The sequence below is a fragment of the Neobacillus sp. MER 74 genome, assembly GCF_023714155.1.
Window position 1 is genome coordinate 68,446 of the sequence record NZ_JAMAUV010000001.1, and the last position, 24,462, is coordinate 92,907.

General features: G+C 38.5%; 22 protein-coding genes. 3 read left to right on the forward strand and 19 right to left on the reverse strand.

Translation table 11 applies throughout. The features are described from left to right. Position 1: 1 nt before the first annotated feature. Both M3610_RS28285 and M3610_RS28290 read right to left on the reverse strand, forming a co-directional pair. A complete protein-coding gene (locus M3610_RS28285) occupies positions 2–286 on the reverse strand; it encodes an SDR family NAD(P)-dependent oxidoreductase (RefSeq protein ID WP_311315784.1) in 285 nt (94 codons plus the stop codon). Next, entirely contained in the window at positions 250–441 is a 192-nt protein-coding gene (locus M3610_RS28290; RefSeq protein WP_311315785.1) for an SDR family NAD(P)-dependent oxidoreductase, read from the reverse strand. The genes M3610_RS28285 and M3610_RS28290 overlap by 37 nt, the downstream gene beginning before the upstream one ends. A 232-nt stretch (positions 442–673) precedes the next feature. Here M3610_RS28290 and M3610_RS00340 point away from each other — a divergent pair, with 232 nt between their 5' ends. Beyond that, positions 674–1,573 (forward strand): LysR family transcriptional regulator, encoded by a 900-nt coding sequence (locus tag M3610_RS00340; protein WP_251455938.1) that lies wholly within the window; start codon positions 674–676, stop codon positions 1,571–1,573. Positions 1,574–1,754: 181 nt separating this feature from the next. Here M3610_RS00340 and M3610_RS00345 read toward each other — a convergent pair whose 3' ends face one another. From M3610_RS00345 to M3610_RS00395, 11 genes are all read right to left on the reverse strand, one after another. Continuing rightward, positions 1,755–2,522 carry an alpha/beta fold hydrolase gene (locus M3610_RS00345; RefSeq protein WP_251455940.1) on the reverse strand — a complete coding sequence of 256 codons (768 nt, stop codon included), beginning with the start codon at positions 2,520–2,522 and terminating at the stop codon, positions 1,755–1,757. 70 nt (positions 2,523–2,592) lie between these two features. Next, on the reverse strand, positions 2,593–4,119 hold the full coding sequence (locus tag M3610_RS00350) for a class I adenylate-forming enzyme family protein (protein WP_251455942.1): 1,527 nt from the start codon (positions 4,117–4,119) through the stop codon (positions 2,593–2,595). 115 nt (positions 4,120–4,234) lie between these two features. Then, positions 4,235–5,314, reverse strand: coding sequence for a phosphotransferase family protein (locus tag M3610_RS00355; RefSeq protein WP_251455944.1), 1,080 nt, complete (start codon positions 5,312–5,314; stop codon positions 4,235–4,237). 38 nt (positions 5,315–5,352) lie between these two features. Further along, a complete protein-coding gene (locus tag M3610_RS00360; protein ID WP_251455946.1) occupies positions 5,353–6,552 on the reverse strand; it encodes an acyl-CoA dehydrogenase family protein in 1,200 nt (399 codons plus the stop codon). Between the two features lie 44 nt (positions 6,553–6,596). Then, a complete protein-coding gene (locus tag M3610_RS00365; RefSeq protein WP_251455948.1) occupies positions 6,597–7,358 on the reverse strand; it encodes an SDR family NAD(P)-dependent oxidoreductase in 762 nt (253 codons plus the stop codon). A gap of 17 nt (positions 7,359–7,375) precedes the next feature. Then, positions 7,376–8,518: a CaiB/BaiF CoA transferase family protein gene (locus M3610_RS00370; RefSeq protein ID WP_251455949.1), complete on the reverse strand. Its 1,143-nt coding sequence runs from the start codon at positions 8,516–8,518 to the stop codon at positions 7,376–7,378. A 112-nt stretch (positions 8,519–8,630) separates the two neighbouring features. Continuing rightward, complete coding sequence (locus M3610_RS00375) at positions 8,631–9,812, reverse strand: acyl-CoA dehydrogenase family protein (protein ID WP_251455950.1); 1,182 nt, start codon at positions 9,810–9,812, stop codon at positions 8,631–8,633. 447 nt (positions 9,813–10,259) lie between these two features. After that, entirely contained in the window at positions 10,260–10,664 is a 405-nt protein-coding gene (locus M3610_RS00380; protein WP_251455951.1) for a PaaI family thioesterase, read from the reverse strand. Positions 10,665–10,917: 253 nt separating this feature from the next. Further along, a complete protein-coding gene (locus tag M3610_RS00385) occupies positions 10,918–11,694 on the reverse strand; it encodes an enoyl-CoA hydratase/isomerase family protein (protein WP_251455952.1) in 777 nt (258 codons plus the stop codon). Between the two features lie 58 nt (positions 11,695–11,752). Beyond that, a complete protein-coding gene (locus M3610_RS00390) occupies positions 11,753–12,523 on the reverse strand; it encodes a 3-hydroxyacyl-CoA dehydrogenase (RefSeq protein ID WP_251455953.1) in 771 nt (256 codons plus the stop codon). Positions 12,524–12,561: 38 nt separating this feature from the next. Beyond that, a complete protein-coding gene (locus M3610_RS00395; protein WP_251456713.1) occupies positions 12,562–13,701 on the reverse strand; it encodes a thiolase family protein in 1,140 nt (379 codons plus the stop codon). 384 nt (positions 13,702–14,085) lie between these two features. On the opposite strand from M3610_RS00395, the gene M3610_RS00400 reads away from it, so the two are divergent. Next, complete coding sequence (locus M3610_RS00400) at positions 14,086–14,655, forward strand: biotin transporter BioY (protein WP_251456715.1); 570 nt, start codon at positions 14,086–14,088, stop codon at positions 14,653–14,655. Positions 14,656–14,880: 225 nt separating this feature from the next. On the opposite strand, the gene M3610_RS00405 is transcribed toward M3610_RS00400, so the two are convergent. Together M3610_RS00405 and thrC are read right to left on the reverse strand one after the other, a co-directional pair. Next, entirely contained in the window at positions 14,881–15,846 is a 966-nt protein-coding gene (locus tag M3610_RS00405; protein WP_251455954.1) for a zinc-binding dehydrogenase, read from the reverse strand. A gap of 1,052 nt (positions 15,847–16,898) precedes the next feature. Then, positions 16,899–18,302, reverse strand: a complete 1,404-nt coding sequence (gene thrC, locus M3610_RS00410) for a threonine synthase (protein ID WP_251455955.1) — start codon at positions 18,300–18,302, stop codon at positions 16,899–16,901. Positions 18,303–18,633: 331 nt separating this feature from the next. Here thrC and M3610_RS00415 point away from each other — a divergent pair, with 331 nt between their 5' ends. Then, a complete protein-coding gene (locus tag M3610_RS00415; protein ID WP_251455957.1) occupies positions 18,634–19,335 on the forward strand; it encodes a hypothetical protein in 702 nt (233 codons plus the stop codon). Between the two features lie 190 nt (positions 19,336–19,525). Here M3610_RS00415 and M3610_RS00420 read toward each other — a convergent pair whose 3' ends face one another. The 4 genes from M3610_RS00420 to M3610_RS00435 form a co-directional block, all read right to left on the reverse strand. Further along, on the reverse strand, positions 19,526–20,152 hold the full coding sequence (locus M3610_RS00420) for a DNA-3-methyladenine glycosylase (RefSeq protein ID WP_251455959.1): 627 nt from the start codon (positions 20,150–20,152) through the stop codon (positions 19,526–19,528). 202 nt (positions 20,153–20,354) lie between these two features. Then, positions 20,355–21,488: a glycerate kinase gene (locus M3610_RS00425; protein WP_251455961.1), complete on the reverse strand. Its 1,134-nt coding sequence runs from the start codon at positions 21,486–21,488 to the stop codon at positions 20,355–20,357. Between the two features lie 238 nt (positions 21,489–21,726). Further along, positions 21,727–22,938: an L-2-hydroxyglutarate oxidase gene (lhgO, locus tag M3610_RS00430; protein ID WP_251455963.1), complete on the reverse strand. Its 1,212-nt coding sequence runs from the start codon at positions 22,936–22,938 to the stop codon at positions 21,727–21,729. 83 nt (positions 22,939–23,021) lie between these two features. Then, the gene (locus M3610_RS00435; protein WP_285850919.1) at positions 23,022–24,440 is read right to left on the reverse strand and encodes an NAD-dependent succinate-semialdehyde dehydrogenase; all 1,419 of its coding nucleotides are present in this window, start codon (positions 24,438–24,440) and stop codon (positions 23,022–23,024) included. Positions 24,441–24,462 lie beyond the last annotated feature (22 nt).

Genomic DNA, 24,462 nt, shown 5'->3' on the forward strand with positions numbered 1-24,462 from the left:
CCTAGTGCAGAAGCAGTATTAATGATAACCCCTTTGATTCCAAGTGAACCATCTTTCTAGCTGCGAAGTACATCCCGTAATAAACTCCATGCTGGTTAACGCTTACAACTTTGTTATAAGTAACTGGATCATGTTCGATAAAAGGTTTAGTGATTCCAAATCCTGCATTATTAAACATGACATCCAGCCTGCCGTATTGCTCAACAGCAAAATTCACAGCATTCTCGACTTGTTCTTGTATAGAAACGTCTACCTTAATAAATACAGCCTTTCCGCCTGTTGACACGATTTGATCAACGGTTTCTTGTCCACCCCACCCGCTTCATTAAAATCTGCTACAACGATTTTTGCTCCCTGCTCTGCCATCTTGTTGGCAGTTGCACGGCCAATTCCACTGGAAGCGCCTGTAATAATAACAACTTTGTCCGTCAAAAACATCATCATGACCTCCGTTAATTTAAATCTTATTTAATAAGTGCGATTAACAATGACAACAGTTTTCTTCTTTAGAAATTGCTCCAATACATTGCCAAATAGTGTGAGAAACTCGATTATACTCTGGCCGTCAGACTATGTTGAATGTTCTCTCTTTTTTCATTATAATAAGCTCTATGGTTTAGGTAAATTTTAAATTAACTTAAAAGGATTTAACTAACACTTAAGGGTGGTTCTCATGAATTTGGAACAAATTGAATATATTATTGAAGTTACTAAAGCCGGATCTTTATCTAAGGCAGCTAATCATTTAGACATCACGATACCTGCAATAAGCCAGTCAATTTCAAATCTTGAAGCGGAACTTGGGATTAAACTGTTTCATCGCAGCCATTTGGGCGCATCTCCTACAGCAGAAGGACAAAACATCATTGACATTGCTAATTCTGTATTAAGCCAAATTCAGCTCCTGAAAAAGGCAGCGATGGAGTATTCAAATCCACAAACCAACGAATTAAGAATAGCCAGTTCACCCGGACTTACATCCTTAATTGTCGATACTCTCGTGAATATTAAAGAAGACTACCCTCAACTCAAGTTGTCGATCACTGAGAAAACAATCTCGGAAATCGAAGCTGATTTCCAAAGTAATCATATCGATGTCGCTATCATGATATTACGCGAAGAATTAATGCAAAAACGCAATTTATTAAAGGGACTATTATTAGAGGGTAATTTGTTGCTAGTGGTAAGCAAACGCTCTCCATTCGTATTGGAAAAATCCATTACGATAGAAGACCTTCGTCAGTTGCCACTGGTACTTTATAAGGATGAAATTTTACAAAAGTCTATTGATGAATTTGAACGTACGTATGGGTCATTGAATATATTGTTTTGGACAAATCATTCAGAGACCATAATAAAATTGGTTTCTGAAGGTTTTGCTTCGACGATTGCGATGGATTTATCCTTTGAGCGCAGCCTCATAATGCAAATTGCAAACCTCGCATATGTTGATTTAGAGGTATCATGCTGGGAGTCGTTTCATGTAGGCTGGGTTTGCTTGAGGGACAACCATTTAACCGAGCCATCAAAAGTTTTCCTAACAAGATTAGAACATGATTTACGAAAAAAATAATAAAATAGAAAAAAGAAACGTTTAAGCACCCATAGCACCTAAACGTTTCTTTTTTAATGGCTCTGTTAAACTAGTCTGTTGATTTCCGCTCCAATCAACGAGCTTCAAAATCAAAATAAACAAGTTCTTTAACATAGCTTTTTTAATAATAATTTTTGTCCATGTTTAGTTGGATCATTCATTAGATTACCTGTTCATAAATTTGACTCTGCTCATTTAGAAATTCAAGTAATAATTCATTATATCTTTCTTTACATTCAATGATAGGTGCATGACCACATTCATCCAAAATGACCAATTTTGCTTTTCCTAAGGTCATTAGGTGTGTCTGTCTAGCTAATATTACCGGTAAAAGTTTGTCGTATAAACCTCCAATAATAAGTGTTGGTACTTTAATAAAAGGTAACATAAATAAATAATTTACACCTATTGTTGCTTTTGCTGTTTTAATATATGTTTCATCCTTTAATAATAAAGCATCTTTTACTTCTTGAATAAATTCTGGATTTTGATCATATAAACAATTTGAAGCAGCCGCTGAGACTATATTTTCTCTAGGTGCCGATAAAAATTGGTCAATTTTCTTTTTAAGAATCCACTTTGCCCCAGTTTTCGGTAGATATGAAGTGGTATTTGATAAAATCATGGACCTTACTCTCTTTGGAAATAATTTGTAAATTTCCTGTACTATGATTCCACCTAAAGAAATACCACAGAAGTGTGCTGATTCTATTCCTAATTGATCTAGCAGGCTAATTATATTTTTAGCAAAATTCGGTATCGATATATTTTCTACGTCATTTGATTCACCATGCCCTAATAAGTCAGGAATAATTAACCGATATGATTCTGAAAGCTCATATTGATTTTTCCAACTTTCTTTTTTACTGCCAAAGCCATGAATCAACACCAATGGTTCACCTTTACCCATATCTAGATAATGGAACACCAACAACAACTCCTTGAAAAAGATAGTGTTATTAGGAAGAGAGTTTTCATAGATCGTTTGTTTTTTAGAACTAACTTCTTAACCGTAGTTCTCTTTTTAGTATTTTTCCAGAGGGGTTTCTCGGAAGGGAAGGTGCCGCTTCGAGCACTTTAATATTCTGATATTTTGCTAGTTTTGAATTGCAAAAATCTAACAATTGCTTTTCGTCAATATCTGAATCAGACTTTAATACAACAACAGCTTTTACCGCTTCTCCCCACTTCTCATCAGCAATACCTATGACTGCAGCGTCCAGAATATCAGGATGTGTAAATAGAACATCTTCAATATCCTTCGGATATATGTTGACACCACCGCTTATAATCATATCTTTTTTGCGGTCAAGCAAGTAGTAGAATCCTTCATCATCTACTTTGCCCATATCCCCAGTCTTAAACCAACCACCTGGTAAAAATGATTTTTCCATTTCTTCCGGCAGCTTATAATACTCACTAAATAATCCAGCTCCCCGAACGACAAACTCGCCTTCTTCCCCAACACCTACATCTATTCCTTCATCATCAACAAGCCGAACTTGAAAAAAGGCACATTGTTGACCGACACTGCTTGTTTTACGAATGACATCATCTGGACGAAGGATAATAAACGCACTAGTTTCTGAACACCCGAAAAATTCTGATAAATTTGTCTTGAACTTCTCGATAATCCGCTTTTTAACAGACTCAGCTAGTGGTGCTGCAGCACAAAGTAACATCTTCAAAGACGATAGGTCAAAATCATCAAAATCTGGAACCTGCAACATCATTACATATTGTGTAGGTACAAAAAACGCAAACGTTATCTTTTCATTCTGAATTTTAGATAGCGTATCTCTTGGATCAAAATCTCTTGTAATGACAAGTTTGGTACCAGTCAAACCTATATAAAATGAAAATAAATGGCCAACACTATGATACATTGGAACAGATATCAATACAGTATCACCGAAATTTAATTTCCATTCAGTTGCTCCAATAAATGCCCGGTAAATCATCGTTTCATGTGTAAACAAAATTCCTTTTGGTAATGAAGTGGTACCCGATGAGTAGATCATGGCCGCAACGTCTTTACCAGTCACTTCAATGTTAGGTGGTTCCGTTGATCCATTGGAAATGAGTTTCTCATAATCTAAGTAAATGGAGGATAAAGCTGTTCCACCAATGATGATTGTCGAATTAGCAGTAATTGTATGAAGAACGTCTAAAACCGTTTCGTATGCAGCCAGCTTTTCCGTCTCTACAATGGCATGCGTCGCATCCGAGCTATTCACTAATGTACGTAGATCATTTCCTTCAATCATGTAATTGACGGGTACCGCAACTGCACCAGCGGTAGATAGCGCATATAAAGCTTCCAGCATTTCTATTCGGTTTTTCATGTACAATACAACGTGTGTTCCTTTTTTTACACCTGCTTCAATGAGTGAATTGGCCAGAGCATTTACTCTTTCATACAGTTCTAGATATGTCCTATTCGTATCACCATAAATTACAGCTACATCATTTGGTCTGTTTTTCGCATATATTTGTAAGCGCTCATGTAAATTTCCAAAGTTCATTTTCTCATCTCCCCCTTTTATTGATAAAGAAAAAACGTGAACATTCTTCATGAAATCTATTATTTTTCTATTAATTACACCTCCCTTAAAAAAATCGAATAATGCCTATTACTCATTACAATCGAAAATTCCCTTTATTCAACGAATGTTCGTATGCATGCTCCATGAATACTTTAACCGAATTAGTGAAGGCAGCGAATCTTTTATCCTGGGAGGCTCCTATTTTCCAGCGATAATGCATTTGCTGCAGTACAATGGCCGTTCTGAAATATGAAAAGGTCAAATAGAAGTGGAGGTTGGAGACATCCCGCTTTGTTTTCGCTGCATAGCGTTCAACAAACTCTCTACGATTGATAAAGCTTGGATTTGCTGTAATACTTGGGAGCCCATGCTTAAGCAATTCAGGATCATCATGCTGATTCCAATATCCGAGAGTAGTTCCTAAATCGAATAAGGGGTCGGCAATCGTCGCTAATTCCCAGTCCACCACCGCCTCTACTTTTTGAAGATCTTCTGAAATGAGCATATTATTTAATTTGTAGTCATTATGAATAAGGACAGCCTCATTTGATTGGGGAATATTCTCGACCAGCCACTTGGAAAGCGATTCAAAAACGGAGATTTCTTCCGTCCTGCAAAGCTGAAACCGTTTAATCCAGCCATGTACCTGTCTTTCCAAAAAACCCTGCGGCCGGCCAAACTCCTCAAGCATGGCCTTTTTGACATCTACCGAATGTAGTTCTGCCATGGTATCGACAACCAGATAGGAGACCTGTTTGCAATCTGCCTCTGAAAAGGTGATCCCCATTGGGAATTCCTTATCGAAAATCAATCCGTTTTTTCGTTCCATCACATAAAATGGTACTCCGATGATACTTTTGTCTTCACAAAATAAATATGGTTTCGGTACATACGGAAAAAACGGATGAAGCCGGGACATAATATTTGATTCTCTTTCTACGTCATGGGCTTTTGGCGGAAGCGGTCCAGAGGGAGGGCGGCGCAATACCGCCTCCCAGTCTCCACACTGAATGAGAAAGGTAAGATTAGATGCCCCTGCTTGAAACTGACTCACCATTAATGGTTGATCTGGCAACCCATCAATATGTTTTTGCAGATATCTTCTAACTGCTTCCCAGTTCAAATCGTCCATTCCATTTTCTGATGTCGTTTTGAAATTTACCTCTTTACTCATGCAAACAGCTCCCAACAAAGCTTTTTCTATCCAAAAGATTACTCGGCATACTTTCTAATTTCCAATTTCGCTACGGTTTCTTTATGCACTTCATCTGGTCCATCAGCAATTCTCGTCATCCTTGCATGTGCGTACATTCTTGCCAAAGGAAAAACATCGCTGAGACCGCCAGCACCATGTACCTGAATGGCGCGATCAATGACCTTACACGCCATTTCTGGGGCAGCGACCTTAATCATGGCAATTTCTGCCCGAGCTGCTTTATTGCCAACTGTATCCATCATGTAGGCTGCATTCATCGTTAAAAGCCGGGCTTGATCGATATCGATGCGGGACTCCGCAATCCAATTTCTAATAACACCTTGTTCAGATATTGGTTTTCCAAAAGCTACCCGGCTTTTTGCCCGTTTAATCATTAATTCCAAGGCACGTTCTGCAGCTCCAATCTGGCGCATACAATGATGAATTCTTCCCGGGCCAAGCCTTGCTTGGGCAATCGCAAATCCTTTCCCTTCTGCCCATAAAATATTGGATACAGGAACACGAACATTTTCAAAAATAATCTCTGAATGTCCATGGGGAGCATCATCATATCCAAGTACCGTTAACTTTTGGACAATCTTCACTCCGGGAGTGTCTTTTGGTACTAGAATCATAGATTGCTGCTCAAACTTCGGAGCAGAGGGATCTGTTTTTCCCATGACGATCAATATTTTACACTTTGCAGATTCAGTTCCCGATTGCCACCATTTTCGTCCATTTATCACGTAATAGTCGCCATCTCTTTGTATACTGGTTCTGATATTGGTGGCATCCGAGGAGGCTACATCCGGTTCTGTCATACTAAAAGTAGACCTTATTTCCCCTTCCAATAATGGTCTTAACCATCTTTCCTTTTGATCCTCCGTTCCAAAGCGGTCCAAGATTTCCATATTTCCAGTATTCGGTGCATCACAGTTAAATACTTCAGGTGCCATCGCTGACCGGCCCATGATTTCACACAACGGGGCATACTCTAAATTGGTCAATCCTGCACCATTATTACTTTCAGGTAAAAATAAATTCCATAACCCTGCTTTTTTTGCTTTTTCTTTTAGTTCACTCATTACCTGCGGTTCATCCCACCGATTTTGATTTAATTGTTTCTCGTAGACAGCTTCGTTTGGATAAATGTATTTGTCCATAAATTGAATTAGATCATGTTCAAACCGCTTTGCTTTCTCTGATTTTTCAAACATACTTTTTTCAATCCTTCTATGTTAAGATTATTTGATTGAATGAATTATTTCCGGTAACCGCCGTCAACTGGAATGATGGCACCGGTGGTATAGCTCGATGCATCAGATGCAAGGTACAGAGCCATTCCGATAATTTCTTCCGGCCGGCCTGGCCGCCCTAACGAAGTTTGACTTTCAAATTTTTTCATGACCGTCTCATCCCATGATTTTGAAATATCCGTCAAAAATGCCCCCGGCATAATACAATTGACGCGTACTTTTGGTCCATAGGTGTTGGCAACACCAATTGTAAGCGCATGCAAACCAACCTTTGCAGCGGCATATGGTACCTCATCCGCCGTCGGACTGACTGCTGTAATACTGCTAATGTTTATAATCGAACCTCCCTCACCCCCTGCCATTCGTTTCCCCACTAAAGCAGCAAGTCGAAACGGTCCTTTCAAATTTAACGAGATGACGCTGTCCCACATTGCCTCACTTACATCTGCCAAGGACTCATATAATGGCGATTTCCCGGCATTATTGACTAAAATATCAATTTTTCCGAAATGCTCATAAACCGTATTAACAAGTTCATCGATTTGCTCCCAGCGCCCGACGTGACATGAGATTGGCATTGCCCTCCTGCCAAGTGCCTCTACTTCAGCTGCCACCTTTTCACAGGCATCAAGCTTACGGCTGACGATAACAATGTCAGCTCCCGCTTTTGCAAACGCTAATGCCATTTCCCTTCCTAATCCGCGGCTTGCCCCCGTAATCAGCGCCACCTTACCAGATAGAGAAAAAATATCCTCCAAAGATTTCATAACAAATTTCTCTCCTTCTATTTTTGCAATTGCTGAAGTGGATTTACTATTTCTTTGTTATGCTCACCAAGTCCCACGCCGATATGTTTATATTCGGGCTTGAAGACAGAAGTCTTAATCGGGCAAGCTACCTGTTTTTGATAGCCCCCATTTGGTCTCGGAACTTCTACAATCATTCCCCGACTCACGATTTGCGGATGCTCACATGCCTCGGCAAATGTAAGGACTGGTTCCACACAAGCCTCGATTTTAGCAAAGATTGTTTGCCACTCTGCAAATGTTTTTGAAAGGAAGGCAGTCCGAACCGCCTGTTTAAAAGCCTGAATATCCTCTTGCAGCTCACTTAAGCTGAGTTCAATCAAGTCTGGACGTTCTATTCCTTCACATAGAAGCTTACGGAATTGAGGCTCCAAACTTCCTACAGAAAAATAGCGGCCATCTTTTGTTTCATAATAGTCATAGAAGATACCTCCATTTAAAAATGTCTGCTCGAGCTCAGGGGTAATTCCTCCCATCAAATAACCGGCTGCAGTGGTAGCATTGAGGGCAAAACTGCAATCTGTCATACTGATATCAATCCACTGTCCTTCACCTGTACGGCCTCTATGGATAACAGCTGACAGAATTCCAATTACCCCATGCAAGGAACCGCCAGCTACATCCGCAATTTGAATTCCCGCTGGTGCAGGTCCATTTATTTGACGACCTGAATAACTTGCAACTCCAGCAATGGACAAATAGTTGTTATCATGTCCTGGGCGATGGCGGTATGGCCCAGTTTGTCCAAAACCAGTGATTGAACAGTAGATTAATTTGGGGTTTACTTCTCTTAAGGCTTCGTAGCCTAATCCCAAGCGTTCCATTACACCTGGACGAAATTGTTCTAATACAATGTCGTATTCAGCAACTAATTTTTTCACTATATCAATAGAATCTGCTTTTTTTAAATCTAGGGTAATCGACTTTTTTGAGCGATTGATATAACCATGATTCACTGAATCTTTACCATCACGTGGATACCCGTCTCTCAAGAGATCAGGTCTTGTAGCAGATTCCACTCGTAAAACCTCAGCACCTAGATCTGCTAGCAGCATCGTGGCATATGGACCAGGAAGCAATGTAGAAAAATCCAATATTTTCAACCCTTTAAGCAATGTCATTTAATTCACTCCATTCTCACAATTTGTTATATATTGCCTTCAAAGTACCCCATTGATATGGTGAATCTGACATATTACAAAGTGGAAAACTGTGATGTTAATTGCAAAATTATTATAATCCTAGGTTAGATGCGATAATTCCTTTCATTATCTCATTTGTACCTGCAAAGATTGATTGGACTGCGACATCACGGTACCATCTGGCAATCTCGTATTCTTCCATAAATCCATACCCACCATGCAGTTGCATGCATTCTGAGGCTGTTTTCTTTGCCAATGCACTTGTCCACCATTTGGCCATCGACACTTCTGTTACAAAATTCTCTTTATCTATGTGTTTCTCTATTAAATTGTCCAAAAACGCACGGCCAATTTGAATCTCTGTTGCAAGCTCCGCAAGTTTAAATTGTGTGTTTTGGAAGGAACTGATAGGTTTTCCAAAAGCGTGCCGTCCCTTCACATAGTTTAATGTAATTTCTAGCATTCTTTCAGCACTGACAATAGCTGAAATCGACACAATTAATCGTTCTTGTTGAAGCTTAGACATTAGATAATAAAACCCCTTATTCTCGTCACCAAGGAGATTTTCAACTGGTACAATCGCATCTTCAAAAATGAGTTCCGCTGTATCCTGTGAATGGATCCCCATCTTTTTTAATTGCTTTCCTTTTTTAAATCCTGGTGTGCCTTCCTCTACGACTATTAAACTAATTCCCTTATATCCAGGAACTGCATGAGGATCCGTTTTACATGCGACAACGAACAGATTTCCTAAGATACCATTTGAAATAAACGTTTTTTCACCGTTGATGACAAAATAGTCACCTTTCCTTACTGCAGTCGTCTTAAGTGCAGCAAGATCAGACCCTGTACCCGGTTCTGTCATCGCAACACCTGTTATAATTTCACCTGAAACAGAACCCGGTAACCAGCGTCTTTTCTGTTCTTCTGTTCCGTAACTATCAATGTACGGAATGACAATGTCACTGTGAAGTATAGCACCACCGCCGGGTCCTAACCCTAATTTAGTGAACTCTTCATTGATTACGACAGAATAACCAAAATCAGCATTTAAACCACCATACTCTTCACCTACCCAAGGGCATAAATATCCTTGTTCGCCCATTTTTTTCCAAAATGATATAGGGACTAACCTGTCTTCTTCCCATTTCTCTACAAAAGGTACTGCTTCTTTTTCTAAAAATTTAGCAAAAGCTTTTCTGAATATGTGATGTTCTTCTTTCAAATACGTTTTTGTAGTAAGATTTGTTTTTCCAGTTAATGTTTTGGCCATAAATATATTTCTCCTTTTTTGTGAAATTCATAATATTCACTTTATTTTAACTTTTCTTAACAATATAGTAAAATACATGATAGTTATATATCTTTAAATAATAGTTAAGTTTAGAAAGCGATATTTACATATAGAGACAGCCTTAGTTCTAATTTAATTTTCTGGATTTTTCCAATCTACTGTCAGGTTTACAAATTGGTAACCAACAACATAGAAATCATTAGAAAAGCAATTAAAGATGGAATAGGAATTTCATTTGCATTTGAAGAAATGTTTTAAAATGAGGCCGATGTGCAAAACGGTGATTTGGGAATGAATAAAAGAAACCTTACTTTAGATGAAACATAAAGGCAGCCAAGATTTTTGTAATTTCGCTGCCTTTTGTGTTTTTTTATAGTTTTACTTTTTTTATTGACCAGTGATCATACATGTATTGTTCACTCCTCTTCATTTGCTTCTTAAGATTTTAAATGTTCCACTGCCTTTAGCTAATAGTTTACCTTCACTATTTCTGATTTCCCCTTCGCCCGAAGCAATCTTGTATCCTTGATGAAGTATTTTTGCAGTGGCAACAATGATTTCTCCTTCGACCGCTGCTGCGAAATAACTAATATTTAAATTAACTGTTACCAAAGGATCACCAGCTAGGTTACGAATATTCACACCTATTACACAATCAAGAAGTGAGGCGTAAGCTCCTCCATGTAACGTTCCATTTAAATTTAAATGTGATGGGGATACAGGCAGTTCCAAAATGATCCTCCCATCATCTAATTGAATGATATCAAATCCCATTGATGCTTCTAAGCCATTACTCCGTTCAAGTATTTTTTTCAAGTCAGCGACTAACATAGATTCTCCCCACTTTATGCTTATTTTAATTTAATATAATGATTTTCATTTCATTATATCTTTTACTGATAATTAATGTAAAACAATTGATAGTTACCTACCGTTAATTATCAGTTAAATTTTGGAGGGTAGAGAAAAGGGAAAACACCTCCATGAATTCGCATTTCTAGATACGATCACATAGAGGTGATTTTTCCATAACTATTTTTACGCTGAATTCTTGCTAAAGCACCAATTTGAATGAATGATTATATTATTTTCCTGGAAAATGAGGACGTCTTTTTTCCAAAAATGCTTGAACTCCTTCTTTAACATCCTCTGTAAGGAAAAGCTCTTGAAACAATTCTGCCTCTCGTTCGAGTGCCTTATGAAAGGGTAATTCAAGGCCCTCATCTACCGCCCTTTTAATATTTCTCACAGCTGTAGGGGAGTTTTTGCTAATTTTTTTTGCTAACTGAAGTCCAACTTGTAATCCCTCACCCTTTGGAACTACTCTATTTACTAAACCGATTCTCAATGCCTCTACCGCGGTAATATGATCGCCTGTAAACATTAACTCCTTTGCTTTCGCTTCCCCGATAAGACGTGGTAATCGCTGTGTACCGCCTCCACCAGGGAATAAGCCAAGTGTTGATTCAGGTACCCCGATTAATGCCTGCTCTTCTGAAATGCGGATATCACATGTAAGTGCTAGTTCACATCCTCCGCCAAGAGTATAACCATTTAATACGGCAATCGTAGGCTTTAGCGAGAAATCTATGCTATTTAGCATCTCATGTGTATTTAAAAAACTAGGAATTAAATTAGGATTTCCGATTTTTTCAGGGAAACCTTTAATGTCACCGCCAGCCATGAATGCCTTTTCCCCAGCACCTGTAATAATAATGGCCAATACATCACTGTCACTGTTTAGGTTTGCGAAGGTTTCGCCTAATTCTTGAATAACAGCTGTGCTTAATGTATTCATTGGCGGGTTGTCAATGATTACAATGGCTATCCTGTCTTGTTTTTCTATTTTAATTAATGCCATTTATGTTTCACCTCTATAAAAATTTTTTGAATAAAAGTTGAATTATTCACTTAATCTATTATTTTGGCTGCATGCGGATCGCACCATCTATCCTAATCACTTCTCCATTTAGCATAGGATTTTCAATAATGGTTTGAACAAGATGTGCGTATTCACTTGGACGCCCTAAACGTTTAGGGAATGGAACCATTGCACCTAGTGAATTTAATAGTTCTTCAGGGGCACCATCCAGGATTGGAGTTTTAAAAATGCCTGGCGCAATCGCTAGAACGCGGATTCCATAGCTTGCAAGATCACGAGCGATTGGAAGTGTCATCCCTACAATGCCTCCCTTGGATGCACTGTAGGCAGCTTGGCCAATTTGTCCTTCAAAGGCAGCAACAGAAGCCGTGCTGACAATGACACCTCTTTCGCCGCTTTCATTGGGTTCATTTTGTGCCATCTTTTCAGCTGCTAACCGAATGATGTTAAAAGACCCGACTAAGTTTACATTAATAACCTTTTTGAATTGCTCGAGAGAATGAGGACCATTTTTACCATAGGTTTTTTCACCAAGTCCGATACCAGCACAGTTGATAGCCGCGGTGATTTTACCGAATTTTCGAACAGCTTGATCTAGTGCTGATTGGACATCTGCTTCTTCAGCTACGTTTGTTTTAATATAAAGAACATTTTCTGCTCCGAGTTCTTCTACTAGATTGTTTCCTCTATCTTCGTTGAGGTCCACAATCAGAGCTTTCCCGCCGTTTGCTACTGTATTTCGAACTGTTGCTTCTCCCAGACCTGACGCCCCGCCTGTCACAACTACTACACTATTTTTCAATTCCATTTTCTACACTCCTTTTTAAAATATTAAACTTGAAAAAATTATAATCTTTCAATGATTGTAGCATTGGCTTGTCCGTGTCCTTCGCATATGGACATCAATCCATACCTGCCGCCACGACGTTCAAGCTCATGAAGCAAAGTAGTCATGATACGGGAACCTGTACAGCCAATGGGATGGCCAAGAGCGATTGCTCCACCATTTACATTCAACTTGTTCCAATCAGCACCCATCTCCTGGGCCCAAACCATTGGAACTGGGGCAAAGGCTTCATTCACTTCATATATATCCATATCTTCAAGGGTAAGTCCGGCTATTTCCAATGCTTTTTTCGATGCTGCAATGGGACCGGTCAACATTAAGGTTGGGTCCGAACCTACAACACTTCGTGAAATAATCCGTGCACGAGGTTTTAATCCCAACTCTTCCGCTTTATCACGGGACATAATTAGTACGCTTGACGCACCATCACTAATTTGACTGGAATTTCCGGCATGAATCTTTCCTCCTGCTTGAAAAACAGGTTTTAACCCTGCTAATTTTTCTAAGCTGGTATCTGCTCTAACTCCCTCATCCGCAGAAACAATCGCTGTCGTACCATCTGGAAGCGTAACTTCGATTGGAACAATTTCTCGTTCAAAACGTCCCTCTTTTTGGGCATGAAGGGCTTTTCTATGACTTTCTATGGAAAACTCATCTAATTGGGTGCGGCTAATATCCCATTTATCAGCCACACGTTCAGCCGAAACACCTTGGTGAAGAACTTCGTATCTCTTAAAGTATTCTTTGCTATGGTCTGGGGTAGCTAAGGGTAAAACATGTGACATGACCTCAACACCTCCCGCAATAACAACGTCCATATCTCCACTTAGGATGGCTTGTGCTGCAAAATGGATGGCTTGCTGCCCTGATCCACATTGACGTTCAACCACAACTCCAGGCACTTCAATAGGAAATTCTGCGATTAAAGATGCTACCCTGGCAAGGTCAAATCCTTGTTTCCCAACTTGGGAGCCGATACCAAAAATAACATCCTCGACAAGACTTGGAGAAATCCCTGTTCTTTTTATTAGCTCCTTTAACGTATGAGCAGCTAACTCCTGCGGATGAACAGCACTTAAGCCCCCTTTATGTTTCCCTATTGGTGTTCTAACTGCTTCGACAATGACTGCTTCACGCATCATGATCACCTTCCATTCTTTTAATATTATTGCTATATTTGAAAATCAATAGACACATTTTGAAACTGCTAATCTTTCATGTGCCTAATGAGAATCATCCAATATACTAACAAACCAATTCAGAGTAAAAATTCATATAATTTAGATTATTAAAATAATGATTATATATTTCATTTTATTTTTTCATATCATTAATGTAAAATACATAATAATTAACCAGTATTAACCTTTAGTTAATTAATTTGCCTATGTATTAGGTATTACACCCTAATCTTTGATTTTCATCAGAAAAATAAGATTGACAAAACTTTGTTGAAAAACTTATACTTCAATTGTTAACCGATAAATAATTTTAGTTAACATTAAACGACTAGGGGGGATATGATGCTTCGATCACACAATCAATTAAAAATGTGGATTTTGAGTGCTTTATTTGCTGCAATTATCGGCATCTTGGCTCAAGTTACAATCCCATTACCACTTGTTCCGATTACAGGACAAACACTTGCAGTTGGTTTAGCTGCGACAATTTTAGGATCGAGATACGGCACTCTTTCTGTTATTTTATATTCTTTCATTGGCGCTATCGGCATTCCCGTATTTAGTGGAATGTCAGGAGGATTCGGAGTGATTGTTGGACCTACTGGGGGTTATATTGTTGGTTTCATCCCTGCAGCATTTATAACAGGTGTGTTTTTAGAAAAAACTAGTTTTACCATCTTAAAAGGTATGATCGCAAATACTATGGGTATGCTTGTTACCTTGTTCATTGGGACCGTTTGGCTAAAATTTGCCGCTGAAATGACTTGGACGGCTACCTTTGCTTCAGGGTTTTTACCATTCATTATCGTTGGGATAATTAAAGCATTTTTAGCATCATGGATTGGGATTACCGTCTATAAACGACTTGTATCAGCCAAGTTGTTAGCATCGCCTCATCAAGTATCTAGTTAAATTAAACCTGGGGGGATAATAATAAAGAAGTTTAGTAATCCCATATATATATCCATTCTTATTGACAACAAATCCTACTTGGCCAGAGTAGCCGGAGCTATTGCTATGTGAATAATAGGTAGGAATCTAGCCTTAGTTTCTAACCGCTGTTACAAGAACATTTCGAAAAAAAATGCACCGCAAATTGTTTAGCTTGTCTAACAATTTGGGTGCAGTTCTGCGTAATTATTTGTTTGGCCGGGTAAATAAACGACCACGCGTTTTTCCTTGTGCAAATTGTTCCAATACTTCGTCTAATTTGTCAAAAGGAAATTCAGTGAGCTCCGGCGTGTAGACTCCTTCGGTAATCAATTCGTAAACTCTTTTAAGATCTTCCTGAGTCCCGCCCGACGATCCTACTAATTGGATTTTTTTAGTAACGAGTAGATTTGTACTTATTGTAGACTCAATTTTTCCGAGGCCGACTTGAACAACACGTCCGTATTTGGCAACTGTTTTGATAGCATCAGCTGTTGTCGTGCCGAATCCGGCAAAATCGATAATAACGGATGGTTTTAAGGGGCTTAGTTCTGAGACATCTTTGAAACAACCCGCAGCGCCATTTTTGATGGCTTCATCAAATAGTTCTTCATTAATATCAACACCATATACTGTAGCCCCAGCAAAGGCAGCAGTACGAAGTCCATTCATGCCCAGACCTCCGAGACCTATTATGCCAACAACATTACCAACTTTCACTTCACCAGCTGTCATTACTGCACTGTAGGCGGTAGTAATTGCATCCGTAGCAACTGCACCCATCTCGAATGATACATTGTCCGGCAACGGAATTAGACGGGATGCGCGAACCAACATTTGCTCCGCATAACCTCCGTCTACATGAAGACCAGGTGCGCTGCCGCCACGCGGGCCCTTTGCGGTCCCGGCACCTAATCCTGCATCATCCTCATCATGCCCTTCTCTTAGAGAAACACCAACCCGGTCGCCAACCTTTAATCCGACGACACCTTCACCTATCTCTGCAACAGTACCAGCAACTTCGTGACCAAGCACTATAGGTCTATGGTCAAGAGCATAAGTCATTGTACCATCCACTATTCCTACGTCCGAATGACACATTCCGGCAGCCTCAACATTGATGACAACCCAGCCGGGTTTAGCTTTCGGATTAGGCAGATCAACCAACTTCATTTTTTCTCCAACGTTCTCAAACAACCATGCTTTCATGTTCTTTTACTCCTTTATCTGCATCCATCTTTAGTAATTTTGGATAAATAATCGCGATATCCCCTGAACAGTATAATATAAAAATGAGGTTAATATATATTAAAACTTACTAAAGAGGGATTAAGCTACAATTAAGGGTGGAAGTTTGATATATATACGTATGCCAAAACTATCTGTAGTCTGGTAACTCTATCCTATGTATGCCATTTATTAATTGATAGATAAAATGGAATGGCTATAGAATTCGCCAATCCCTTTTATCCAAATTTCTATTTATACAAAGATATTTGATATATTTTAAAATTCACTTTATATCTGTAGATTATTTATGTATTTGAATCTACACTTGGTTTAGTTAATTTCAAAAGCCTTTTCCAACTTTTCATCACTATGTTGTGCTATTTCCGGCAATGGTCTGACTGCAAATATACCTAAAATCACAAAGAGCGACTCTCGAATGAGAATCGCTCTACCCTTTGTACTGTGATTTGAAAAATAAACACATTAAATTAATATTCGAAAGACTTCGTAATCACTTCCCATTGTTCTTCGTCAGTCAGCTCTTGATAATTTACTTTTACCTTATAAAATAAACTACGATAAGATTTAATCAAACTCCTAAAATCATTAATTCGATCTAAATTTGCACCTATACACATATCAGTTCCCCTCTCCTAGTACAATTTAAGCAACACAATATACCCTGCTGAATGTGCTAAGTTGTCTTAGAAAGCCATTTGATATTCTAGGTGATTTTTATATTAGCATCAGACCCATTACACAGAATTCGTGAGAACTGAATATGTAACGGACCTAATTTCATTATATTTGCAAACGCTTACATATTCAACGAAAATTTAATATTATTCATAAAATTACTAATTATATGAATATTAAAATATGAATATACTTTGTTCGCATGAAAATAACCTCCAGTGAACAAAAAAGCCTCTTTTACTTATTGGGGTTTCCAATATAGCTAAAGAGGCTCGACATTTTTTATCTAATTTAAGTTTTTACTTAGCAGAATAACTAAATAGCTTTTCTAAATTACGAACTACTTCATCTTTATCAGCCTCAATAACCTCTAGATATTGTGGTTTATCGAACAATTGAGTAATTTGCTCAGGGAATGTTTGTTGGATATTACAACGTTCAATAGATTCATTAAATTTTGCCGGGTGAGCTGTAGCAAGAGTGATACAAACCTCATTAAGATTATTAAACCTTTCATAGGCAGCAACCCCACAAGCAGTATGTGGATCTAATAAATATTTTGTTTCAGCATAATACTCGCTGATGGTTTGCAAGCATTCTTCCCCAACAACCCCATGGGCAGCAAACTCCTCCTTCACCTGATGGAGCAATTCCTCGTTCACGACGATTTTTCCGTCTGACTTGAATTGTTCCATTAAGTCAGTCACTTTATTTGGATTTTCATCTAGCAAGTAGTACAAATAACGTTCAAAATTGCTTGCTACTTGGATATCCATAGAAGGACTATAGGTACTGCGGAACTCACCTGGCTTATACACACCATCACGGATAAACCCTTCTAAAATATTATTTTCGTTTGTCGCCACAATGAGTTTACCAACTGGCAGACCCATTTTCTTGGCAAGATATCCAGCAAAAATATCTCCGAAATTACCGGTCGGCACACTGAAGTTAACACTCTCTATGTCATGCTCTTTTTTAATTTGGAAGTACGCATAGAAATAATAAACGGTCTGCGCTAAAATACGAACAAAATTGATGGAATTGATGGCACGCAGGTGATATTTATCCTTTAGATCGACATCTGCAAACAATTCTTTGATAATTCTTTGACCATCATCAAACGTTCCTTTTATAGCCAAATTCAATACACTTTGGTCATCAATAGTCGTCATTTGTAATTCTTGCACCTTACTTACTTTACCGTGGGGATGCAAAATACAAATGCGAATGCCTTCTTTTCCTCTTACACCTTCAATGGCTGATGCCCCCGTATCTCCCGAAGTTGCACCAAGAATATGAATCGTTTCACCCTTCTTCTTTGAAACATAGGAATATAGGTTTCCTAAGAATTGCAGAGCAATATCTTTAAAAGCAAAGGTTGGTCCATGGAAAAGTTCTAATACATACATATTATCCTTAAGCTTTTGTACCGGTGTTACCTCTGGGTGGCGGAAGCTAGCATAGCTTTTTTGGATCAACTCCTTTAACTCATTTTCTGGAATTTCACCGTCAACATAATAGGAAAAGATTTCGAAAGCTAATTCTTGATAAGTAAGTTTTGACATTGCCTTTAACTTTTCTGCAGGAAGTTGAGGGATTTTCTCTGGTACTAATAATCCCCCATCGTTTGCCAATCCCATTAAGACTGTATCAATAAAACCAATTTTATTTACGCTTCCGCGTGTACTAACAAAGTTCATAGTTATCCTCCATTGTTGATAATTTTTTAGATTAATATTGGTGCTGTAGTTTTTCTTCTAATATTCTTGGCACTTTAATATATAAAATTTATTGTAACATAATTGAGCGAATAGTCTATAAATTGTCGTTTTTGAAAGCGTTTTTATATTAATTACATGTTTCGATAGTAGATTTCCTCGCAATTACTCAACAAATAGGGGTACTCCTCGTATTTCATAAGAAAGTGACGATAAAAACTCAACACACATATACAGGAATAAAAAGGATTATATGGAATATTACTCTTACAAGAAAAAAATCTTGTGACAAAAATTGAAAGGTTGTGAGTTAATGAGACTTTCTGATCTACAACCTAAGAAAAACTTCAGCTACATCTTCATTCAATTTCCTGGAATGAAAATGAATGTCCCTATGCTCTCGAGTGAGGAGAGAAAGGCGGTGAAAGAAGAGGTTGCTTTATGTCTCCAATTAAATAGCAATAAAAAGGTTCATCAACTCTATTTTGTCCGCACAGAAAGTATTAAACCCTTTGACTTTACCGATGAAGGAATTGGAGCAAAAGCATTTTATAGAGTTGTGAAGCTAAATGAAAACACCCAAAACTCAAACACGAATGAATACGTAGAATTTGCCACGATTATTACAGATGAAGTAAAAATTGTACAGAAGAAAACAGAAACAGGCTTCGACTTCGTCTTAATGTTAAATAAACGTGAAATCGGAATAGTTGCTTCGATGGAAGTAGAAGTTGCTAAAATAGAATATGAATCAGTGCTAACCACTAAAGAATCGAATGAGCTTGTTGGTACTAAAGATAATAGTAAAAAAAATAAACCTGTCCTTGACAGGAGAGCAATCATGGAGATTTTCTTAGGAGACAATGTCTTTCAGGATATTGGAGTTATGAAATCGATCCGAATACTTTTGGAGGGCGTTAAAAGAAAAGTGCGGGTCTTTTCTCCTGCCGCATTAGATTTTCTCGGTCCGGGTGATCAGAACCAAACCATTTTAAACATGAGGGGGTGTAAATGAGAGTCGTTACTTTAATAAAAACTTCATAATAGTAAAATCGAATCAAAAGGATTAAATGGATAATCCTTTTCGATAGAATACACTTTAGGAAAGGAATGAATATAGGCCTCAAGCCTGTTACTTAATAAGGAAAACTAATCGAATCCATTTATTATAGGGACTTAACCAATGAGTTAAGTCCTTTTACTTTTCAGACAATTACATACTCAGATTTTTGGTGCCTTGAAACATATGGATTATTCGTAACCCAAAAGCGCCATGGATAATCCCGCGCTTCACCAGATTTGTCAATTCCAATCCTTTTGCCGACGGATATGCTTCTCGGACAAAAGCCTTTGGCGATATATAAGGGTGGAAGTGTAAGAGGATGGCTATAATCCTCCATGGTAATCCCCAAGGATTTTGTCAAATTGCCAGGGCCATTGGTCAATTTTATAAGTTCTTCCACACCTCTCCTAATTTTCATTAACTCGAGACCCGATTGAGGTTCAAGGGCCCGGATCAAAACTGCTTCTGGTTTTTCTACACCGCCACTTACCACATTGAAAAGACAGTGTGTGTGCATTAAATAAGTATACGCAAGGCCCGAATGTTGGAACATGACTTCGGTTCTAGCCGTCCTTCTATTATTGTAACTGTGTGCAGCCCTATCCCCGGGACCTATATAAGCCTCTGTTTCAACTATGTATCCTGCTGCCATCCCCTCACTCGTTTCTTTTACAAGGAGGCATCCGAGCAATGCCTTTGCCAGTTCAAGGGTGGGCTGATCATAAAAATCACAGGGTAAAGGTACCAATTCTTTATTAAATTCTCCCACGTCATTATGCCCTCCTAAAAAATGAATTTCTTCTGAACTATGGTCAAAAAAACAAAGAATTAAACAACACTCTGAAATCAGAATACTAAATATTATGGGTTTCCATTTATTTGTACAAAAAAATCCACCATTCATAGAAACATGGTGGTGGATTGGACACAAAAACAAAATACGTCGTACTAGTCTATGTAATGGATAATAATTATTTATAGTAGTTAATTATTCTTATAATTGATTCCGTACGTTCAGTAATCCATGCTGCCGATTTTTTCATAGATTCATTTAAGGAACAAGGTCCGGGAACAATTGAAAATGCAGAAAGTATGCCTAGTTCATTAAACTTAGTTGGTTCAATTTCTACTCCTCCACATATGACAATGACAGGTACTTGATGTTTTCTTGCAATTTTGCCTACCCCAGAAATTACCTTCCCAGATATTGTTTGTGTATCAAGTTTTCCTTCACCTGTAATAATCAGGTCAGCACCAATAATTTGCCCATTAAAGTCGACTTCTTTTAAAATAACATCAATACCAGACTGGATGGAAGCTCCTAGAAATGCAATAAGTGCTGCCCCCATGCCACCAGCAGCACCACCTCCTGGAAACTCCTTAATATCAACACCTTTTTGTTTATACACAATGTCCGCAAAATGACTTAGCGCATGGTCTAAGTGTTTTACCATTTCAGGAGATGCACCTTTTTGTGGTCCAAATACCACAGATGCTCCTTCCTTTCCGCAAAGCTTATTTATTACATCACTTGCAATGGTAAAATTCGACTCTGATATCCGAGGGTCGAGCCCTGATTCATCGAAAAATGTTAAATCGGAGAGAAATCCCCCACCCTCTGATAATATATTTCCATTTTTATCAAAAAGCTTTAATCCTAGAGCCGTTAGCATTCCTGTGCCACAGTCATTTGTTGCACTACCACCTAAACCAATGATGAATCTCCGGTAACCTGCATCTAGTGCATGTTTTATCAATTGGCCTGTTCCAAAACTTGTAGCAAGATACAGGTTTCTTTCCTCGGGTTCAACAAGGGGAAGACCAGAAGCTTGAGCCATTTCAATTACAACTGTTTCCCCATCTCCCAATATTCCATATGAAGCATTAACCTCTTTCCCCATTGGCCCTTTAACTTTTTTTCGCATTAAGGTACCATTTGATGAATAAATCATATTTTCCAGTGTTCCTTCACCACCATCAGCAAGCGGTACAGCCTTTATTTCCGCATCTGGGAATACACGAAGGATTCCCTCTTTTATCGCAGAACAAATATCCCCTGCAGAAATAGAGCCTTTGAATGAATCTGGAGCAATCACCACTTTCATTATCATCCCTCTTATCTAGTTTTTTTAATCCTCATAAAAAAGCGACAGGAACAGTAATATATTGAAAACGACTAATGCACAGTCCACCTACAACAAGTTCATGTTCATAACACAACATTTCTTTTGCGAGTTTCGTTGCTTTATCTAAGCACTCAATGGTTGTTTATAAGCCAGATTCAATAAAGTTTTTAAATGGAACATTATCGTCCCTTTTAATTTCATATACTCTAGGAGATTCTTATGCTAATTGCTCTGCTCGAGGAAACTGCTTACTTATTTTATCAACTACTGCATTTCCTATTTGAATAGATGCTGTAGCCGCAGGCGATGGTGCATTACATACATGAATTGTATTTCGACCAGAGACTATATGAAAGTCATCTACCATCGTCCCATCCGATTTTAATGCTTGAGCTCTTACACCAGCAGGAGCCGTCTCTAAATCTGAAGCACTGATTTCCGGGATGAGCTCCTGAAGACTCCGGACGAAAGCTGTTTTACTAAAGGACCGAACCATTTCTTCTAAGCCATTTTTCCAGTATTTTGATGCAATTTTCCAAAATCCTGAGTATGTCATGATATCTATAAAATCCTGCAAATCAAAATCAGTCTTAAAATAGCCTTCTCGCTTAAAACTAAGAACAGCATTAGGTCCTGCATCCACTCTCCCGTCAATCATACGAGTAAAATGAACACCTAAAAAGGGGAAATTAGGGTCCGGGACCGGATATATAAGATTTTTTACAAGGTAGCGCTTTTCAGGTTTAAGTTCGTAATATTCCCCACGAAACGGGATAATTTTTATATCTGTTTCTACTTTTTCCAGTTTCGCAATTCGGTCGCTTTGAAGTCCGGCACAATTGATCAAAAAATGAGTCCTGAATGAACCACGATTACTCTCAATTTCTATTCCATCGGCCTTATTCACAATGTTTTCTACCTTTGTATTAAGGAGTAATTCACCACCATTTTTCTCAATAATGGAAGCAAAGACTTCTGCCACCTGTTTATAATTGACAATCCCAGCATTAGCGACACGAATACCTGCCAACCCATTGACGTGCGGTTCTATTTCTTTAAGTTCACCAGGTCCAATTTTTTTTATATTTAAGCCATTTTGTAATCCACGTTGAAAAAGATTTTCTAAAAAAGGAAGTTCTGCCGGTTTTGTCGCAACAATGACTTTGCCACAAATTTCATGCTGAATATTATTAATTTTACAAAAATTAACCATAGCTTGACTTCCCTCACGTGCAAATCTGGCTTTATAACTGCCAGGCTTATAATAAATTCCCGAATGAATTACCCCACTATTATGTCCGGTCTGATGACTAGCCCAAACTTTTTCCTTTTCTAAAATTAGAATTTTCGCCTTGGGATAATGCCGACTTAATGCCATCCCCGTGGATAAACCAACGATGCCACCGCCTACTATTGTAAAATCATACATGATTATCCCCCTTTTATTTAACTCTAGTTATATGATAGCTAATAGAGTAAAGGCTCTCTTACCTTTACTCTATTTTTTATCTCTTAAAAACTCATTGATATAAATTTGTCCTCTAAGTATTCATCCAAGCCTTGATGCCCGCCTTCCCTGCCAATCCCACTCTCCTTAAAGCCTCCAAACGGTGCCTGGGGTACTGCAGGAACTGCATCGTTCATTCCGATGATTCCAAATTCTAAAGCTTCAGAAACTCTGATTGCACGGCCAATGTTTTGTGTGTAAAAATAGGCAGCTAAACCATAAACTGTATTGTTTGCATTCCGAATTACTTCTTCCTCTGTTTCAAAAGGTATAATAGGAGCAACAGGCCCGAAAGTTTCCTCATTCGTAATAATCATGTCGGTATTAACTTCAGATAAAACGGTAGGTTCATAGAATAAACCGTCAGACAATTCTCCTCCAAGCCTTTGTCCACCACAAAGAATTCTTGCACCTTTACTTATAGCATCCTTCACGTGTTCCTCTACCTTTAAAAGTCCAGCATGACTTACTAGCGGTCCTACTTGAACATTCGCCTTAATGCTATTTCCAACCTTTAGAGCTTGAACTTTCTCAACGAAAATTTTAGAGAATTTATCAATTACGGACTTTTGAACATAGATTCGATTCGCACAAACACACGTCTGTCCTGTATTTCTAAATTTACTAGCAACTGCACCAGTAGCAGCAGCCTCTAAATCAGCATCTTCAAAAACAATGAAAGGAGCATGACCACCAAGCTCTAGTGATAATCGCTTTAACTGGTCCGCAGATTTAGAAACAAGTAATTTTCCGATATCAGTAGAACCAGTGAAAGAAATTTTTCGTACAACTGGATTTTCGAAAATCTCATCTGAAATAGGCTCGGCATCACCTGTTACTACATTGACTACTCCACGGGGTATACCCGCTAATTCAACCAATTTACAAAATGCTATTGCACTGATAGGTGATTGTTTTGCAGGCTTTACAATTCCAGTACAACCGGCTGCCATTGCAGGTCCTAATTTCCGAGTCATCATAGCCAATGGGAAATTCCAAGGCGTGATAGCTGCAACCACCCCCACAGGCTGTCGAATTACCATTAATCTTTTGTGAGGAACAGATGCAGGAATGGTCTCACCGTAAATCCGGCGGCCTTCTTCGGCAAACCATTCTAAGAAACTAGCAGCATATACTACTTCTCCCTGTGCCTCAGTGAATGGTTTTCCCATTTCCAAACTCATAATTTCTGCAAGCTGGTCCTTATGTTCATGCATAAGATCCCGTAATTTTAATAAGTACTTTGCACGTTCATTAGCTGTTAACTTTGACCAAGATTTAAATGCTTCTTCAGCGGCTGCAATTGCCTGTTTCGTCTCTTGTCGTCCGCCATTTGGAACGAGGGCGACAACTTGGCCAGTAGACGGATTCGTCACAGTGAATGTTTTTCCTTTGCCCTCTGTCCATTCGCCATTCACAAACATTTTTAATTCGTCTAAATCAATT

Coding starts and splice junctions, on each gene's coding strand:
- M3610_RS28290 (WP_311315785.1), bottom strand. CDS start 441: ATGATGTTTTTGACGGACAAAGTTGTTATTATTACAGGCGCTTCCAGT.
- M3610_RS00340 (WP_251455938.1), top strand. CDS start 674: ATGAATTTGGAACAAATTGAATATATTATTGAAGTTACTAAAGCCGGA.
- M3610_RS00350 (WP_251455942.1), bottom strand. CDS start 4,119: ATGAACTTTGGAAATTTACATGAGCGCTTACAAATATATGCGAAAAAC.
- M3610_RS00355 (WP_251455944.1), bottom strand. CDS start 5,314: ATGAGTAAAGAGGTAAATTTCAAAACGACATCAGAAAATGGAATGGAC.
- M3610_RS00360 (WP_251455946.1), bottom strand. CDS start 6,552: ATGTTTGAAAAATCAGAGAAAGCAAAGCGGTTTGAACATGATCTAATT.
- M3610_RS00365 (WP_251455948.1), bottom strand. CDS start 7,358: ATGAAATCTTTGGAGGATATTTTTTCTCTATCTGGTAAGGTGGCGCTG.
- M3610_RS00370 (WP_251455949.1), bottom strand. CDS start 8,518: ATGACATTGCTTAAAGGGTTGAAAATATTGGATTTTTCTACATTGCTT.
- M3610_RS00375 (WP_251455950.1), bottom strand. CDS start 9,812: ATGGCCAAAACATTAACTGGAAAAACAAATCTTACTACAAAAACGTAT.
- M3610_RS00380 (WP_251455951.1), bottom strand. CDS start 10,664: ATGTTAGTCGCTGACTTGAAAAAAATACTTGAACGGAGTAATGGCTTA.
- M3610_RS00385 (WP_251455952.1), bottom strand. CDS start 11,694: ATGGCATTAATTAAAATAGAAAAACAAGACAGGATAGCCATTGTAATC.
- M3610_RS00390 (WP_251455953.1), bottom strand. CDS start 12,523: ATGGAATTGAAAAATAGTGTAGTAGTTGTGACAGGCGGGGCGTCAGGT.
- M3610_RS00395 (WP_251456713.1), bottom strand. CDS start 13,701: ATGCGTGAAGCAGTCATTGTCGAAGCAGTTAGAACACCAATAGGGAAA.
- M3610_RS00400 (WP_251456715.1), top strand. CDS start 14,086: ATGCTTCGATCACACAATCAATTAAAAATGTGGATTTTGAGTGCTTTA.
- M3610_RS00405 (WP_251455954.1), bottom strand. CDS start 15,846: ATGAAGTTGGTTGATCTGCCTAATCCGAAAGCTAAACCCGGCTGGGTT.
- thrC (WP_251455955.1), bottom strand. CDS start 18,302: ATGAACTTTGTTAGTACACGCGGAAGCGTAAATAAAATTGGTTTTATT.
- M3610_RS00415 (WP_251455957.1), top strand. CDS start 18,634: ATGAGACTTTCTGATCTACAACCTAAGAAAAACTTCAGCTACATCTTC.
- M3610_RS00425 (WP_251455961.1), bottom strand. CDS start 21,488: ATGAAAGTGGTGATTGCTCCAGATTCATTCAAAGGCTCTATTTCTGCA.
- lhgO (WP_251455963.1), bottom strand. CDS start 22,938: ATGTATGATTTTACAATAGTAGGCGGTGGCATCGTTGGTTTATCCACG.
- M3610_RS00435 (WP_285850919.1), bottom strand. CDS start 24,440: ATGTTTGTGAATGGCGAATGGACAGAGGGCAAAGGAAAAACATTCACT.